Raw genomic sequence first — 13,961 nt, 5'->3', positions numbered from 1 at the left:
ACGATGGTGGGTATGGGCCCCGGCCTACGCCGGGGCGACAGCGAATTTGCTGATTCAGTTTTCAAACAACAAGCTTCGCTTCCGCCTTCGCCGAGGCTTCGGCGGACAAGTCGCTCGCAATGACGTGGAAAGACACGCGCTCTCGTTCTCACGGCGCGAATTTCGCCTGAGCTTTGCATTTCGTCGGCCCCCTGAAATCAGAGGGCGCAGGGAAGGCCGGGTGCCGGCGGCACCCGCATCGCCGTGTGCTGAAAGTAGCGAAAGAAATGCACACGGGTTTGACAGGTACAGCCGGGACAACCCGGCCTTCCCCGCGCAATGGCTTTACGGCTTATACGTACTCTCCCCGGGGAACGGCCTCTTTTGCCCCCGTTGCCGCACCCGCACAGGCGGGACGGATAGACGCCAGGGTCGCGGCGCCAGGACCACACGATTTCGCCGTACGCGGCGCTCCTTCGTCCGGCGGCGGGCCCCGACCCCTCACGGGATCAAGCCGTTACGCCTGGGATTGCCGCGTCCATCGCTCCCCGCGCCCAACGTGCCGTGACGATCGCGATACGCCCCTCTCGAAGGGGCACGGGATAGGCGGAAGATAGTTCTGATTTGCGGAACTGTCAAGAGGCTATTACGTATTTCGGAATTGACTCCGCCCCCCGGGCGCCCCCGTCCCGAAGCCTCCGCTACAGCATCTTCAACTGGACCACGCCATCCTCGACCTCGCCGCGTTCGAAGCGCGTCCGCGCCACGAGCTCGAACTCGGTTCGATGCTTTTGCAGATAGCTCAGGGCCTGATTCTTCGTGTTGAAGGTCGTCTTCAGCCGGCACGTTTGCCGCGCAGATCCGATCGCCAGAACGAAAGTGACGCTCTGGCCTCTGCCGGTCTCGGGCTTGGGCGCAATCCGAATACCCCTGTCCATGCTGAGCTTTCTCCGGCGCAATTGTATCCGATCGGTGCGACGTGCACGCCCGGCCGTTGCAAGTCAATGGGCGCGCGAGCGCTGGTTTGCATTCGGGCGCTCGAACGCTCAAGGCCGCGGCGGCGCCGTCTCGAAGATGAACGCCGCTTGAAGAACAGATCCGGCATCGGTGCGAACCTCGATCGCCATGTGATGACGCTCGTCGAGCGGCGAAAGATCCCTGGCCATGCCGGCCAAGGCTGTCGCGGCCTCGATCTCGGCCGCCCTTTGATCTTCCAGCTCCATGCCCTCGTCATCCCTGTACAGGGCTTCGCCGTCCCTGATGTCAAAGTAGTAGCGGGTCATGCAGGTGCTCCCGGCCGGCCGCTATCCGTCGAGCTGATAAAACTCTTCGGGCGCCAGGACCATGCCGCGCGGCGTGCAGATTCTCACATCCAGATAGCCTTCCTGGAGAAACTCTCTCGCCTTCTTGAGAGCCGCACTCGGCGTGCTGCGGCCGAGATTGACGAAGCCGGACTGGTTCCGGCCGCTGATCAGGTATTGCAGAGGCGTCGTCCTATCCATGCAGGAAAGCCGCGGCCAGAGCCAGGAATCCGGAAAACAGAGGCACGACCGCCGGTGGCACGATCCAGTCGATCAGGCGGAACCCGGACATGGACGCTCCTCTCGTTCGGCGGGAGCGCGCGTTACCCTCAGTCACCGGTATATGCCGTGGAAAGGCCGGTGATCGGGCAAGCCTACGCCGCCACTGCCGGGATAGCCAGCGCGAAGTCCGCAGCAGCGCCCTGCCGTTCCGCCATCGGAGGAAACAGGTGGCTAATCGAACCGAATGGGCGCATGGTCGTTGCAGCATCAGGTCAGCGTCGGCCCCGTGTGGCTCAGGAAAGCAGGTACGCATGACCGTTCGCTCGCGGCGAGAGGCCGTCACCTTCAAGCATCCGTTCCGGATCAGGGGCGTCGACCGCCTGCTGCCTGCGGGAACCTACGACGTCATCACCGACGAAGAGTCGATCGAAGGGCTTTCGTTCGCCGCCTTTCGCCGCGTCGCTACCATGATCATGGTTCCGGGAGCTGCCTCGGCTTCCACGACGGAGATGATATCGATCGGCTCGGTCGACCTGGCGGATGCGCAGCGCATCGATGCGAGCGCGCCGAATGAGTAGGGAGCCGTTCGATCTCGACAAGCACCGCGGCATGGCCGCACAGAAGGCCACCGACCTGCGCCGCACGCTGGCGGAGGTCGAGAACCACGCCAGGGAATTGCGCGACCGTCAGACCGCGCTGGAAAACCAGCTGCTCGCCCTTCCCGCGGAGACTTGGCAGGAGGCCGCCGCCAAGGCCCGCTATGTGCTCAATCTCTATGCGGCAAGCCTGTCGCCGGACGACACCCGCCATCGCAATCTCGTTGCAGCCATCTTCGACGATTTCGCCCGGCTCTCCCGCGAGTCCTGAACGATCGCGCAGCCGCTGGCCGTGGCCGGTTCCGTCACGCCGCCCCTGCCGCAGCGCCGGGCCGCTTCAAGTCTTCCTTTTTCTTCTTCGGCGGAGCGGCGATCAGCCCGTCCCGGATCGCCTGCTTCCGCGCGAGCTTGCGCATGCGGCGCACCGCATCGGATTTCTTCCGCGCGGCCTGCTCCGAGGGCTTTTCGTAGAAGCGGCGCCGGCGCATTTCCCGGAACACGCCCTCGCGCTGCATCTTCTTCTTGAGCACGCGTAGCGCCTGATCGACGTTGTTGTCGCGGACGAATACCTGCAATGGCTGTTCCTGACGTCGGCTGCGAAACGGATCGGTCCTGCATGCCAGCCAATTGCGCAGGGCCTTGATGAACGATGTGAGGAGGTTCGCGCCGGTAATTTATTCACGGCCGCGGAGCAGCAGCGCGATCTCGATCGCAGGCGATGCGCTTTCCGGTGATGGTGACGTGACCACTCCATGGCGGTGATGTCAATCGGCATGGAAAGCAGATCGCAGGATGGGTTGAGCATGCGAACCCCATCGCTCTTTTCGGAACAATGATGGGTTTCGCCATGCTCAACCCATCCTGCAGGTATCGCCTGGTCCCTACCCCATCCGCAGCCTTGCCGCGTCGTTGGCGTCCGTGATGGCCGACTGTACGCCGGCCTGGCCGAGGCCGAACGGCGGCATGCCGCTGTAGATCGCCTCATAGTCGCCGGCGCGGATGCGGTAGGTCTCGTGCCAGATGCCGACGTCGCCGCGGCTATCCTTCATGCGCCGGTTGAATTCGACCCAGGCCGGCCAGTGCGCGGAATCGCGGTCGCGCGCATAGGTCTCCAGATGTTCGAAGCTGCGCCAGTACTGCACGATGATCTTGCTGAGGCCGGTATGGCCGAGGAAGCCGTATTTCGCGGGCGCGGCTTCCAGCTCCTTCAGCATCTTCGGCATCGCCCGCGCCGCCGGAATCCATTTGTGCAGCTTCCACGGCTTGTTGATGCGCATGCCGATCAGGAAGACGACAAAGTCGCCCTCGATTCGGCCGGTGACACGGGTGGGGACGACGGCGGTCATAAGAGGGCTCCGTTGAAATTCCAGTATGACGGTCGCCATCATCAGGTGCAAACCATGGCGACAGCCTGCAATACGGCCGGGCCATCAACCGGTTTCGACCGGCCAATGGCTCTCTTGCGCGAGATCGTGCGGGAATTGCAGGACGGCGAACCGGCCGATCCCCGTGCATCCTGCCGTCAGTCCTTGCCGAAGCTGCCTTTGGCGTCGAACACGGGTTGCGTCTCCCGCTGCTTCATCGCCGGCATTTCCGCAAGCCATCGCTGCGCCGAGCGGAACCAGTATTGATCGCCCGGGACGAGTTGATCGCGTTGGCGGATCGTGCCGACGCGCAGGCTCACCACGGCCGCATCGGCACCGGGAGGACCGGAATAGATCGGCGCACCGCAATCCGCGCAGAATGTCTGCTCGCGCTTGTTGCCGCTTTCGCCGGTCTTGACGTAGACCTTCGGCTTGCCCGTCAGGAGGCGAAAACTGTTCGCCTCGGTCGGCACCACCGTGCGAAACGCGGAGCCAGACAAGGTCTGACAATCCGTGCAGTGGCAGATGACGACCTTGGCGGGGTCGACCTCGGCCTCGTAGCGGATATTGCCGCAATGACAGGCGCTGTCGATTTTCATCCGCCTCTCCCTCGCGCGATCGCGCAACCTCGAGCCCCTCGCCACGGATTGCCTACTCAATCACGCACGTTGTCCAGACGGTATCGACGCTCTTGTATTCCACCCTGCGCTTGAGCGAGGCGACCCATACCCGATACACGCTATTGCCAGGCTTCAGCTCGCGCACCACGTCCGCCGTGCAGTTCTTGCCGCTAACACGAACGGTCGTTCGATGAACGTAGTTTCCTTCGTCTACCGTACGCACAATCGTTGATGCATCGACCACCCGGTAAGTGATGTGCTCCCGGGCGGTCCCGAGTTTACCCTGGCTGCCGCCCTTGGCGCCGCCAGCGATCTCGTAAGTCTCGACAACCGAGCCGTTGGCCCGCAATGTCATCCTCACATCGACCATGGCTTCGCTGACGCGCGGCAGCACCGATGCAGTCGTCAATTTAACCGCAAAGTTCACATATATTTTCGTATCAGAGTCTGCAGCATCCGAGGTGAAGGAGCAAAGCACCACGAAAAACATGAAGAGGACCACAACGAGTTTCATTCCAGAATTCCCCTTGGCATTACTCTGCAAGAGCGTTCGCGGCACAGCCGAGGCCGGGCCTCACGGACCTTCGGGACTACAGATTCAACAAGTGACCTCTGAGCCTGAATCCGAAACATCCGGCCTCGCTCCGCGGGTTACCCCGGACGAGATCAGACTGATGAAGCGGAATCAATGAGACGGGAGATGAGAGGCAATGGTGCCCAGGGGCCGACCACATCTGATCGCCTAACGCGTTGACACCACAATCAATTTCGGACGCAAGAAAATTACCTACCCATACTCCTACCCGTCAGAACGTGGGCTGCAGTGGTGTACTATGCAGCAACACGATACGAAATCGGCCCGCGATTGTCCTCAATCAGGTATTCGGTCCCCGAGAATACAAAGCTACTTTCCGCTTCGAGCTCAGCTTCCTCATAAGATAAGAAAAGACGCCGCCTAAACTGATAGCCACTGACAGTGGCGGTCCTCTGGGTCAACGAGTACGACATGGACATCTCCAAGAAGTTCGCACTCAGAAGACACCCGAAAAATGCGGCGGAAATCGAGCTGCATGACGTCTCGTGATTTCAGATGAGACTTGCTGAACGGCTGAAAAACATCGGACTCGCGCTAGTTTTCGGGTCGCTAACTGCATTCTTCATGGTGCTAGCGTATGCAGTAGGTGGCGGCGACGCAATCATCCGAACAGGAAGGTCGTGCGGGTTCTCGCGCACGCAGTCAGAGGAGCTTGCAAACCTGTTCGCCGTGATTGGCTTCGCCGTGGCCGGAATAGTTACTCTGCTATGGATTGTTTCCGTGCTGCGGGCACGCGGCACCGACGATATTAAGTTCGATTCCGGAGCGGCCGTCGCCGCAGTATGGGTGATGCTAACATTCGGTATCTTCATTCTAGCGATGCTAATTGGTCTCGCTTGCGAGACGGTCAGCTTCTTTCGCTGAAATCAACTCCGGGTTCTCGTACGCATCACCGACTTTGCCATTTCCAATCTGGCAGCACCCGCCACGCTTTTGGTGCGAATTTCGCTTCGGCCCGCCTAACAGAGCAATAAGTGCACAGAATTGCACCCCTCCCTTCACCCATTACTTCGTTCCAAAAGACATTGTCAGTGTACCAGACCGGATTTTCGCGCGTGCTGCAGTCTTTGCAGGGACCGTCGCCGTCCGTATGCCATTAATTGTCTCACGCTTCCGCCAACGCGCAAGGCGCGCTGCAACGGACGTGTGAATTGTCAAAACTGGGAATCGAACCACGGACAAATCGGATGGGTAGGACGCCAGTTCGATTTTCGTGGCTACCCAGAATCCTACCCATGTGAGAGTCGGCCGCAGTTGCTCACCGCGTTCCGTAGCGCTTCATATGGCGTGAGATCGGGAATCGAACCACCGACATTTGGTGGGTAGAAAGTCATGGTGCCCAGGGGCGGGATCGAACCACCGACACTGCGATTTTCAGTCGCATGCTCTACCAACTGAGCTACCTGGGCGTGCCGCGGAGAGGACCTTTCGGCCATATGCGGGCGGGCGGTTTATAGTGGGGCCGGGCGGCGCTGTCCACCCGCCTTCGCCTGCGGCTTCGGCGAGGCAGGCCCGGCTTCGGTGTTTCCCCAAGTATCTGCGGGATATAGGGTTTTTTGGGACTGACCTCCAAACCTGAGCCGCCTATTCCGGGTCCTCCTCCTCTCCCTCGCGGGCGGGGATGGCGTAGGAGCCGGAGAGCCAGCGGTTCAGATCGACGTCCTTGCAGCGGTCGGAGCAGAACGGCTTTGCGGCAGCGACCTGCGGCTTGCCGCAGATCGGGCACGGCTTGGCAGGCTTGGCAGCAGCGCCAGTCTTGGCGGGATGATCGGCCATCGCGATAATCTATATGAAGCCCGGTGGCTCGCGCGCGAGCGCTATACGCCCGTCGCGGCGGCGTTGAGCCAGCCGAAGCGGATCGGAAAACCTTCGCCGCCGAGCAGCGTGGTCGATTCATAGAGCGGCAGGCCCACGACGTTGCTGTAGGAGCCGACCATCTTGACCACGAAAGAGCCGGCGATGCCCTGCACGGCATAGCCGCCGGCCTTGCCGCGCCATTCGCCGGAGCCGATATAGGCCTGGATGTCTTCCTCGGAGAGGCGCTTGAAGCGCACGCGCGTCTCGATCAGGCGCTGGCGGAAGGCTTCCTTCGGCGTCACCACGCAGATCGCGGTGTAGACGCGGTGGTTGCGGCCCGATAGCAGCCGCAGGCACTGCGCGGCCTCGTCGACCAGATTGGCCTTGGGCAGGATGCGCCGGCCCACCGCCACCACGGTATCGGCGGCGAGGATGAAGGCGCCGCGCAACTCGTCGTCGAGCTGCACACTCTTAAGCGCCGCATCGGCCTTGGCGCGCGCCAGGCGATTGGCGCAGGCGCGCGGCAGCTCGCCCCGCCGCGGCGTCTCGTCGACGTCGGCAGGCCGCAGCGCATCGGGCTCGATGCCGGCCTGGTTGAGCAGCGCCAGGCGCCGGGGCGAGCCGGAAGCAAGAACGAATTTGGGACGGCCGAGCATGCGGATTCGGTGAGGCGGGGAATCGAGGGTTGAATGCGCGCGGAACCTATCGGATGGGGGCTGCTTTCACAACCGGGGAACAAGGCATTGTGGTGGCGTTCCTCATCGCCCCGGCACCCGTCTACGCCAAGGCTTCGCCGGGGTTGCGATGCAGGGGCGCCGAAGCTTCAGCGAAGGCGGCAAGCCGGGGCCCATAACCAGCCGGTCGTCATGGAAACGACATGAGCGACAGGCACCGCCTCAAACCGCTCCGCCGCGGCGTATGGGCCCCGGCCTTCGCCGGGGCGACATTCACTCGCTCACGGCGCCCACCCTGGCAAAGCGGCGGCGGATGCGCATCATGAGGCCGTCGCAGACCTCGCGATAGGCCGACAGCTTCTGCTCGCGGCTGCCCTCGGCGCCGGTGGGATCGGGGGTCGGCCAGTATTCGACGTCGGCGGCGACCGTGCGCGTCAGCTCCAGCGCCTTGTGATGCGCCTCGGGCGACAGCGTGATGATGAGGTCGAAATTCAGCCCCTCCCAGTCGTCGAGCTCCTCGAAGGTCTGCGGCTTGTGGCCGGAAATGTCCTGGCCGAGTTCGGCCATCACGGCGACCGCAAAGGGATCGAGCTCGCCCTTCCTGACGCCGGCGGATTTCACGTAGAGCCCCTGCGGGAACATCTGTTTGAGCAGGCTTTCGGCCATCGGCGAGCGCACGCTGTTGAGGCCGCAGGCAAACAGCACGGCTTGCGGAGTCTTCGCGCGCGGCGGCGCACCGACCAACGGAAATTACCCCTTCCAGTGCAGCACGCAGATCAGCGTGAAGAGGCGGCGGGCGGTCTCGAAATCGACCCGCACCTTGCCCTTCAGCCGTTCCTGCAGCGTGCGCGAACCCTCGTCATGGATGCCGCGGCGGCCCATGTCGATGGCCTCGATCTTGTCCGGCGTAGCGGTCCGGATCGCCTGGTAGTAGCTGTCGCAGATCATGAAGTAGTCCTTCACGATCCGCCGGAACGGCGTCAGCGACAGCAGATGCGCCACCACGGGCGTGCCGTTCTCGTGGCGGATGTCGAACATCAGCCGGTTGCCGGTGATGGCCAGGTGCAGCGTGAACGGGCCCTCCGGCGCGTTCTCGGGCGCAAACAGGTTCTGCTCGATCAGGTCGTAGATCGCGATCGCGCGCTCGTGCTCGATGTCGGGCCCGGAACGGCCGATCGATTCCTCGTCGAGCGTGACGGCGACGATGCGGTTGTTGGCGTCCTCGTCGGCGGATTTTGTCATGGCAGATTGAGCCGCAATCCGACGGAGCGGGAATGCGCGTCCAGGCCCTCGGCCTGGCCGAGCGTCATCGCCGCAGGCCCCAGCGCGCGCAATTGATCGGGGCCACATTTCAGGATCGAGGTGCGCTTCATGAAGTCGAGCACGCCGAGGCCGGAGGAAAACCGCGCCGAACGCGCGGTCGGCAGCACATGGTTGGAGCCGCCGACATAGTCGCCGATCGCCTCCGGCGTGTGCTGCCCAAGGAAGATCGCACCGGCATTGCGGATTCTTGCCGACAGGCCTTCCGCATCCGCGGTCATGATCTCGAGATGCTCGGCGGCGATCGCATTGGCAAGCGTCACGGCCTCGTCGAGATTGCCGACCATGATGATGGCGCCGAAATCGTTCCACGAGGCGCGCGCGATCTCGGCGCGCGGCAGCGTCTTGAGCTGGCCTTGCACGGCGCGCTCGACATCGGCGGCAAGCCGCGCGCTGTTCGTCACCAGGATCGACTGTGCGCTCGCATCATGCTCGGCCTGGGCCAGCAGATCGGCGGCGATCCAGTCGGCATTGCCGGTGTCGTCGGCGATGACCAGCACCTCGGAAGGACCAGCGATCATATCGATGCCGACCTTGCCGAACACCAGGCGTTTTGCAGCGGCGACATAGGCGTTGCCCGGGCCGACGATCTTGGCGACCGGCGCGATCGTCGCCGTGCCATAGGCCAGCGCGGCCACGGCCTGCGCGCCGCCGACGCGATAGATCTCGGCGACGCCGCCGAGATGGGCTGCCGCCAGCACCAGCGGATTGAGCCTGCCGTCGGGCGCCGGCACCACCATCACCACGCGCGGCACGCCGGCGACTCTTGCCGGCACGGCATTCATCAGCACGGAGGACGGATAGGCGGCGGTGCCGCCGGGCACGTAGAGGCCGACGGCGTCGACCGCGCTCCAGCGCCAGCCGAGCTCGACGCCGAGCGGATCGGTGAAGCGCTCGTCCTTCGGCAGCTGCCGCTTGTGAAACGTCTCGATGCGGTCGCGCGCCAGCGACAGCGCCTCGACGGTTTTGCGGTCGCACGCCTTCACGGCGGCATCGATCTCGGCCGCGGTGACGCGCAGGCCCGCGGCATCGATGTCGAGCCGGTCGAACTTCTTCGTCGCCTCGATCAGCGCCGCATCGCCGCGCGCGGCAACGTCGTCGACGATGGCGCGCGTCGCCTTCTCGACGTCGGCCGAAACCTCGCGCTTGGCGGCCAGGAAGGCGGCGAATCGCTGGTCAAAATCGGCGCTGTTGCGGTCGAGGCGGACGGGCATGGCGGCTTTCTTGGGGGATTTTCGGCCTGTTGCCTCAATGGCGCGGTCGGGGTGGTGCCGTCAACCCTCGGCGACGTCGCCCCGGCGAACGCCGGGGCCCATAACCACAGGGTTTGGTTAGTGAATCAAGGCGTCGGCCACTGCCTTAAATCGAGGAATCACGCGGTATGGGCCCCGGCTTTCGCCGGGGCGACAACTCAGGAGTCTCGCAATTCCTGCGAAACCTCCCCCGCCCCGAGATCATCCGGGCCCAAATCGGTCAGCTCGCATTCCAGGCATTCGACGTCGAGCCGCAGCGCGCCGCCATGGCTGAACAGCAACAGCGCGCTGCCGCCGGGCGCCTCGCCGGGACAGAACTCGATGCCGACCAGCTCGAGCAGGGTTTCGCCCGAGGCCGGGTCGATGTTGCGCGACTTGCAGGCCAGCACCCGGTCGAACCGCAGCGCTGCGATGAGGCGCTGCGGCGCGGCCTCGCCGGCCAGCGCCTGCTCCCAGTCCAGCCGGTTCAGCCCGACCACCAGCCGTTTCTCGCCCTGGCGCCAGACGATGTCGGAGGCCTGGACGCGGGCGTCCTGGACATGCGCCGAAATCACCGCGAGGTCGTCGGCATCGAGTGCGATCAGTTTGAGCGGAGCGATCATGACACGCTCCAGATGTGCCTGTTCGCGCGCCGATGCAAGGCCGGGCCGCCAGTCCCGCTCAGGCCGGATGGAAACGCCTGACCGCGCGGAACGTCATGAAGGCGAAGAACGCCAGCACGACGAGCTGCACCGCGCCGAACACCGGCCCGGTCGGCGGCACGCCGGGCGCCACCGCGCTCAGCGCCGGTATCTTCAGGAACGACTGGATCACCAGCACGAAGGTGTTGAGGTAGAGCGAGACCAGCGCGGTCACCACATAGATCCAGCGCCATTTGCCGGAAAGATTTTGGCCGTACAGCGCGAAGCAGGCGATCGCGAGCAGGACCAGCGAGAGGATGCCGAAGGCGTGCGACGGCAGCAGCTTGTCGGTCAGGAACGGCGGGATGATGAATCCGGTCGCGCTGGTGAGGATGGTAGAGAGCAGGAAGATCGCGGTGAGACCCGGCATGCGGCCGGACTCGAGCATCGCGAACATCACGACCAGCCCCGCGACGATTGCGATCAGGCTGATCGCCACATGAATTAGAACCAGCGAACCCATGCGGCCTGCTCCTCGTTGAGACCCGCCCAGGTTACGACGAGTGGAAATAAATTTCCACATGGACGGGCGATTTCCCTGCGCAAACCAGCCATGTGCACAACCTGAGAGGGTGGACGGGCGACCGGCACCGCCTCACACCTCGCCCGCCTCGAAGAAATTCATCTCGACACCGCCGGTGGCGAATTTCTGCACGTCGGCCAACGCGGCCTGTCCTTCCGGGCTGCCAAAGGCGCTCTGGATGGCGGCGAGATTGTCGAAAGTCAGCGTGGCGATGAGATGAAACGGCGACGGGCCGGCGGGCGTGATCACCGGGCCGCGGCTGACCTGGTACTTGCGCACGCCCGGGATCTTCCAGGCGAGCGGCACATGGGTCTCGAAATAATGTTTGTCGAACGCCTTGGGGTCGGCGGGCGTCCTGTAGGACACGATGATCTGGGCAGCCATGGGCGCATCCCTCCTGTTCGCGCATCGATAGAAGCGGATACGCGAAGTCAGGGCGCAGGTTTCGCCGCTTCCCCCAGATATCCGTGCAGCGCCGCCACGACCTGCGCCCCCTCGCCGATCGCGCCGCCGACGCGCTTGACCGAGCCGGAGCGCACGTCGCCGACCGCGAACACGCCCGGAACCGAGGTCTGAAGCGGCGCCGGCCGGTCGCCATGGCCTTCCGGCGGCACGCCGGTCAGCACGAAGCCGGCGCGGTCCATCCTGACCCCGCAGCCATCGAGCCAGCCGGTTGCGGGATCGGCGCCGACGAACAGGAACAGATTGCGCGCGTCCAGCGTGTCGGTTTCGGGCGCCAGGCGGCTCTTCCAGCGCACCCGTTCGAGCCCGCCGTCGGCATTGCCCTCCAGCGCGATCACCTCGGCGTTGAAGATCGGCTCGATGTTCGGTGTCGCCTCGATGCGCTCGATCAGATAGCGCGACATGCTGGCGCCCAGGCCCCCGCCGCGGATGATCATGTAGATTTTCCGCGCATGGCCGGAGAGGAAGACCGCGGCCTGGCCCGCGGAGTTGCCGCCGCCGACCAGCACGACGTCCTGACCGGCGCACAGCTTGGCCTCGATCGGCGAGGCCCAGTACCAGACGCCCTTGCCCTCGAAGCCGTCGAGGTTCTCGATCTCGGGGCGGCGGTAGCGCGCGCCGCTCGCCACCACGATCGAACGCGCGCGCAGCAACTGCCCGCATTCGGTTTCGAGCGCGAACAGGCCGTCGCCGTAAGCACAATCGAGCGACTTGGCGGTCACCGGAATCAGGATCTCCGCGCCGAATTTCTGCGCCTGGGTGAAGGCGCGTCCCGCCAGCGCCTGACCGGAAATGCCGGTGGGAAATCCCAGATAGTTCTCGATCCGCATGCTGGCGCCGGCCTGCCCGCCGAAGGCGCGCTGGTCCAGCACCGCGACCGACAGGCCTTCGGACGCCGCATACACCGCCGTGGCAAGCCCCGCCGGACCGCCGCCGACCACGGCGACGTCGTAGAGCTTGTCATGCGCATGCGTGCCGATCATGCCGAGCGCCAGCGCAAGCGACGTCTCCGATGGATTCTTCAGCACGGTTCCGTCGGGACAGACCACCAGCGGCAGGTCGGTGCGCGCGGCGACGTAGCGCGCGACCAGATCGGCGGCATCCTTGTCGCCGGCGGGATCGAGCAGATGATGCGGCTGTCCGTTGCGGGCGAGAAAATTCTGCAGCCTCGCCATGTCGCCGAGCGTCTCGGTCCCGATCAGCACGGGCCCGCCCATGCCGCCCTGGATCAGGCTGACGCGGCGCAGGATCAGCGCGCGCATGATGCGTTCGCCGAGATCGGCCTCGGCGACCAGCAGCGCACGCAAATTGTCCGGCGGGATCAGCAGTGTCTCGACCGCGCCCTCGGCATGGCCGTCGATCAGAGCGACGCGGCCGGAGAGCTGGCCGATTTCGGCCATGAACTGCCCGGGACCCTGGTCGATGATATGCGCGACATGGCCGAGCCCGTCGCGATGGCTGATGACGACATTGCCCGACAGCATCAGGAACATGCCCGGCCCGGGCTTGCCGGCCTCGAACAGCGCCTCGCCATGGCGAAAGCGGCGCAGCTCGCCGAAGCGGCGCATGCGGTCGATCTCGTGCGACGTCAGCGTCGGAAAGGTCTGTTCGTACCGTGTGAAGGATGCAGCACCGCGCGGCCGGTTCACATTGCTGACATCTGCCATGTCGCTACCCGCCTCTAGCCTGACCCTTCTTCTTCGCGGTCATCTAGGGAGACTTTGGCATCAGTGGAAGATGCGGCGGTGTCATGGCGTCCGCGCGCCTGCGATTTGCGCCGCTTGAGATTTTCGCGCAGCGCCAGCTTCAGCCTGCCCTGCCGGGAGGAACCCTTGTCCTTGTCGTCCTGCTTCATCGCTTCCCGGTGGATCGGCCGCTGCTGTCGCCGGGAATATGGCGCGCAGGCCGCGCGCGAGGCAATTGCCATTGCGGACGGAGCGGAACCGGCTCAGGCGGCATCCCGGGGGTCGACGTCCGGCCCGCCGGCGCAAAGCGGTGGTTTTCGACCCAATTTCATGGCCCCGCCGTCCTCCCGCGTGCTTGCGCATGGGGGGTCCTTGTGGCAAGAACCGGCCGCCCGGAGGCGCCGGACGCGGCCGATTCTGTATTTCCCGGGCATATGCTGCCGTAGCTCAGTGGTAGAGCACTCCCTTGGTAAGGGAGAGGTCGACAGTTCAATCCTGTCCGGCAGCACCAGTCTTCGCTTGTCACTCGCTTCCGATCACCCTGGCGTCATCCCGATAATGCACGACGTGCTGCAGGCTGCGCAGCATGCCGGGCTCGCCGGCGGAAGACGATGCCGCGCCGGTCGCCACAGTGGCGCCGGTTTTTTGCACGAGATTCGCGCGAGTCGGGTGACCGACAAGGAGGGTAACGGCCGCGGCCGTCACCACGACGTAAAAGGCGAACATTCCGCCGATCCACGTCCAGGAGATCGGGCGCTCGCCGGGTGTCAGGCTTTCGATCAATCGGCGCATGTGTGCCTCCTGATGGAACGATTGGCTGGCGGTATAGCCCGTAGAAGCCCGGGGACGTGTGAGGCGGTTCACACTTTAGGACATTGGGGAACAAGCAA

The 13,961-nt window shown here is 64.4% G+C and carries 21 protein-coding genes and 2 tRNA genes; 4 read left to right on the top strand and 19 right to left on the bottom strand.

Going from position 1 to position 13,961, the window contains the following annotated elements; all coding sequences use genetic code 11:
• Positions 1–680: 680 nt before the first annotated feature.
• The 3 genes from HZB49_RS03810 to HZB49_RS03800 form a co-directional block, all read right to left on the bottom strand.
• Positions 681–917: a hypothetical protein gene (locus HZB49_RS03810; RefSeq protein WP_291609164.1), complete on the bottom strand. Its 237-nt coding sequence runs from the start codon at positions 915–917 to the stop codon at positions 681–683.
• A 108-nt stretch (positions 918–1,025) separates the two neighbouring features.
• Positions 1,026–1,262: a hypothetical protein gene (locus HZB49_RS03805; protein ID WP_291609163.1), complete on the bottom strand. Its 237-nt coding sequence runs from the start codon at positions 1,260–1,262 to the stop codon at positions 1,026–1,028.
• Between the two features lie 21 nt (positions 1,263–1,283).
• On the bottom strand, positions 1,284–1,481 hold the full coding sequence (locus HZB49_RS03800) for a hypothetical protein (RefSeq protein ID WP_291609162.1): 198 nt from the start codon (positions 1,479–1,481) through the stop codon (positions 1,284–1,286).
• Between the two features lie 332 nt (positions 1,482–1,813).
• On the opposite strand from HZB49_RS03800, the gene HZB49_RS03795 reads away from it, so the two are divergent.
• Positions 1,814–2,080 carry a hypothetical protein gene (locus tag HZB49_RS03795; protein ID WP_291609161.1) on the top strand — a complete coding sequence of 89 codons (267 nt, stop codon included), beginning with the start codon at positions 1,814–1,816 and terminating at the stop codon, positions 2,078–2,080.
• Complete coding sequence (locus HZB49_RS03790; RefSeq protein WP_291609160.1) at positions 2,073–2,369, top strand: hypothetical protein; 297 nt, start codon at positions 2,073–2,075, stop codon at positions 2,367–2,369. Before HZB49_RS03795 ends, HZB49_RS03790 begins: the two co-directional genes overlap by 8 nt.
• A gap of 34 nt (positions 2,370–2,403) precedes the next feature.
• Here the strand turns inward: HZB49_RS03790 and rpsU are convergent, their stop codons facing one another.
• From rpsU to HZB49_RS03770, 4 genes are all read right to left on the bottom strand, one after another.
• Entirely contained in the window at positions 2,404–2,673 is a 270-nt protein-coding gene (gene rpsU, locus HZB49_RS03785) for a 30S ribosomal protein S21 (protein ID WP_291609159.1), read from the bottom strand.
• A 306-nt stretch (positions 2,674–2,979) separates the two neighbouring features.
• A complete protein-coding gene (locus HZB49_RS03780) occupies positions 2,980–3,444 on the bottom strand; it encodes a DUF4188 domain-containing protein (RefSeq protein ID WP_291609158.1) in 465 nt (154 codons plus the stop codon).
• A 176-nt stretch (positions 3,445–3,620) separates the two neighbouring features.
• Positions 3,621–4,061 (bottom strand): GFA family protein, encoded by a 441-nt coding sequence (locus HZB49_RS03775; protein ID WP_291609157.1) that lies wholly within the window; start codon positions 4,059–4,061, stop codon positions 3,621–3,623.
• A gap of 52 nt (positions 4,062–4,113) precedes the next feature.
• Positions 4,114–4,596 (bottom strand): hypothetical protein, encoded by a 483-nt coding sequence (locus tag HZB49_RS03770; protein WP_291609156.1) that lies wholly within the window; start codon positions 4,594–4,596, stop codon positions 4,114–4,116.
• A 576-nt stretch (positions 4,597–5,172) separates the two neighbouring features.
• Between HZB49_RS03770 and HZB49_RS03765 the strand changes: the two genes are divergently transcribed.
• The gene (locus tag HZB49_RS03765) at positions 5,173–5,541 is read left to right on the top strand and encodes a hypothetical protein (protein ID WP_291609155.1); all 369 of its coding nucleotides are present in this window, start codon (positions 5,173–5,175) and stop codon (positions 5,539–5,541) included.
• A 469-nt stretch (positions 5,542–6,010) separates the two neighbouring features.
• Here HZB49_RS03765 and HZB49_RS03760 read toward each other — a convergent pair.
• From HZB49_RS03760 to HZB49_RS03710, 11 genes are all read right to left on the bottom strand, one after another.
• Positions 6,011–6,086: transfer RNA gene (locus HZB49_RS03760), tRNA-Phe, on the bottom strand.
• Positions 6,087–6,261: 175 nt separating this feature from the next.
• Positions 6,262–6,453, bottom strand: a complete 192-nt coding sequence (gene yacG / locus HZB49_RS03755) for a DNA gyrase inhibitor YacG (RefSeq protein WP_291609154.1) — start codon at positions 6,451–6,453, stop codon at positions 6,262–6,264.
• Positions 6,454–6,494: 41 nt separating this feature from the next.
• On the bottom strand, positions 6,495–7,130 hold the full coding sequence (locus tag HZB49_RS03750) for a Maf-like protein (protein WP_291609153.1): 636 nt from the start codon (positions 7,128–7,130) through the stop codon (positions 6,495–6,497).
• Between the two features lie 291 nt (positions 7,131–7,421).
• Positions 7,422–7,892 (bottom strand): arsenate reductase ArsC, encoded by a 471-nt coding sequence (locus tag HZB49_RS03745; RefSeq protein WP_291609152.1) that lies wholly within the window; start codon positions 7,890–7,892, stop codon positions 7,422–7,424.
• Between the two features lie 6 nt (positions 7,893–7,898).
• Positions 7,899–8,390, bottom strand: a complete 492-nt coding sequence (locus HZB49_RS03740) for a UPF0262 family protein (RefSeq protein WP_291609150.1) — start codon at positions 8,388–8,390, stop codon at positions 7,899–7,901.
• Positions 8,387–9,682 carry a histidinol dehydrogenase gene (gene hisD, locus HZB49_RS03735; RefSeq protein WP_291609148.1) on the bottom strand — a complete coding sequence of 432 codons (1,296 nt, stop codon included), beginning with the start codon at positions 9,680–9,682 and terminating at the stop codon, positions 8,387–8,389. The genes HZB49_RS03740 and hisD overlap by 4 nt, the downstream gene beginning before the upstream one ends.
• 197 nt (positions 9,683–9,879) lie before the next feature.
• Positions 9,880–10,323: a DUF2948 family protein gene (locus HZB49_RS03730; RefSeq protein WP_291609147.1), complete on the bottom strand. Its 444-nt coding sequence runs from the start codon at positions 10,321–10,323 to the stop codon at positions 9,880–9,882.
• Positions 10,324–10,381: 58 nt separating this feature from the next.
• Complete coding sequence (locus HZB49_RS03725; RefSeq protein WP_291609146.1) at positions 10,382–10,864, bottom strand: hypothetical protein; 483 nt, start codon at positions 10,862–10,864, stop codon at positions 10,382–10,384.
• A 132-nt stretch (positions 10,865–10,996) separates the two neighbouring features.
• Positions 10,997–11,308, bottom strand: a complete 312-nt coding sequence (locus HZB49_RS03720) for an EthD family reductase (RefSeq protein WP_291609144.1) — start codon at positions 11,306–11,308, stop codon at positions 10,997–10,999.
• Between the two features lie 47 nt (positions 11,309–11,355).
• Entirely contained in the window at positions 11,356–13,053 is a 1,698-nt protein-coding gene (locus tag HZB49_RS03715; protein WP_291609143.1) for an FAD-dependent oxidoreductase, read from the bottom strand.
• A gap of 14 nt (positions 13,054–13,067) precedes the next feature.
• A complete protein-coding gene (locus HZB49_RS03710) occupies positions 13,068–13,241 on the bottom strand; it encodes a hypothetical protein (RefSeq protein WP_291609142.1) in 174 nt (57 codons plus the stop codon).
• Between the two features lie 266 nt (positions 13,242–13,507).
• On the opposite strand from HZB49_RS03710, the gene HZB49_RS03705 reads away from it, so the two are divergent.
• Positions 13,508–13,582: transfer RNA gene (locus tag HZB49_RS03705), tRNA-Thr, on the top strand.
• Positions 13,583–13,593: 11 nt separating this feature from the next.
• Here the strand turns inward: HZB49_RS03705 and HZB49_RS03700 are convergent.
• Entirely contained in the window at positions 13,594–13,863 is a 270-nt protein-coding gene (locus tag HZB49_RS03700; RefSeq protein WP_291609141.1) for a hypothetical protein, read from the bottom strand.
• Positions 13,864–13,961: the final 98 nt, after the last annotated feature.

Source organism: Bradyrhizobium sp., from assembly GCF_016219575.1.
Lineage (GTDB): Bacteria > Pseudomonadota > Alphaproteobacteria > Rhizobiales > Xanthobacteraceae > Bradyrhizobium.
Note: the sequence above shows the minus strand (reverse complement) of the source record. Positions and strands in the feature narration are given on the sequence as shown.

Excerpts from the sequence above, each read along its gene's own strand:
- HZB49_RS03810 (WP_291609164.1), bottom strand. The coding sequence starts at position 917 with ATGGACAGGGGTATTCGGATTGCGCCCAAGCCCGAGACCGGCAGAGGC.
- HZB49_RS03805 (WP_291609163.1), bottom strand. The coding sequence starts at position 1,262 with ATGACCCGCTACTACTTTGACATCAGGGACGGCGAAGCCCTGTACAGG.
- HZB49_RS03800 (WP_291609162.1), bottom strand. The coding sequence starts at position 1,481 with ATGGATAGGACGACGCCTCTGCAATACCTGATCAGCGGCCGGAACCAG.
- HZB49_RS03795 (WP_291609161.1), top strand. The coding sequence starts at position 1,814 with ATGACCGTTCGCTCGCGGCGAGAGGCCGTCACCTTCAAGCATCCGTTC.
- HZB49_RS03790 (WP_291609160.1), top strand. The coding sequence starts at position 2,073 with ATGAGTAGGGAGCCGTTCGATCTCGACAAGCACCGCGGCATGGCCGCA.
- HZB49_RS03780 (WP_291609158.1), bottom strand. The coding sequence starts at position 3,444 with ATGACCGCCGTCGTCCCCACCCGTGTCACCGGCCGAATCGAGGGCGAC.
- HZB49_RS03775 (WP_291609157.1), bottom strand. The coding sequence starts at position 4,061 with ATGAAAATCGACAGCGCCTGTCATTGCGGCAATATCCGCTACGAGGCC.
- HZB49_RS03770 (WP_291609156.1), bottom strand. The coding sequence starts at position 4,596 with ATGAAACTCGTTGTGGTCCTCTTCATGTTTTTCGTGGTGCTTTGCTCC.
- HZB49_RS03765 (WP_291609155.1), top strand. The coding sequence starts at position 5,173 with ATGAGACTTGCTGAACGGCTGAAAAACATCGGACTCGCGCTAGTTTTC.
- yacG (WP_291609154.1), bottom strand. The coding sequence starts at position 6,453 with ATGGCCGATCATCCCGCCAAGACTGGCGCTGCTGCCAAGCCTGCCAAG.
- HZB49_RS03750 (WP_291609153.1), bottom strand. The coding sequence starts at position 7,130 with ATGCTCGGCCGTCCCAAATTCGTTCTTGCTTCCGGCTCGCCCCGGCGC.
- HZB49_RS03740 (WP_291609150.1), bottom strand. The coding sequence starts at position 8,390 with ATGACAAAATCCGCCGACGAGGACGCCAACAACCGCATCGTCGCCGTC.
- hisD (WP_291609148.1), bottom strand. The coding sequence starts at position 9,682 with ATGCCCGTCCGCCTCGACCGCAACAGCGCCGATTTTGACCAGCGATTC.
- HZB49_RS03730 (WP_291609147.1), bottom strand. The coding sequence starts at position 10,323 with ATGATCGCTCCGCTCAAACTGATCGCACTCGATGCCGACGACCTCGCG.
- HZB49_RS03725 (WP_291609146.1), bottom strand. The coding sequence starts at position 10,864 with ATGGGTTCGCTGGTTCTAATTCATGTGGCGATCAGCCTGATCGCAATC.
- HZB49_RS03720 (WP_291609144.1), bottom strand. The coding sequence starts at position 11,308 with ATGGCTGCCCAGATCATCGTGTCCTACAGGACGCCCGCCGACCCCAAG.
- HZB49_RS03715 (WP_291609143.1), bottom strand. The coding sequence starts at position 13,053 with ATGGCAGATGTCAGCAATGTGAACCGGCCGCGCGGTGCTGCATCCTTC.
- HZB49_RS03710 (WP_291609142.1), bottom strand. The coding sequence starts at position 13,241 with ATGAAGCAGGACGACAAGGACAAGGGTTCCTCCCGGCAGGGCAGGCTG.
- HZB49_RS03700 (WP_291609141.1), bottom strand. The coding sequence starts at position 13,863 with ATGCGCCGATTGATCGAAAGCCTGACACCCGGCGAGCGCCCGATCTCC.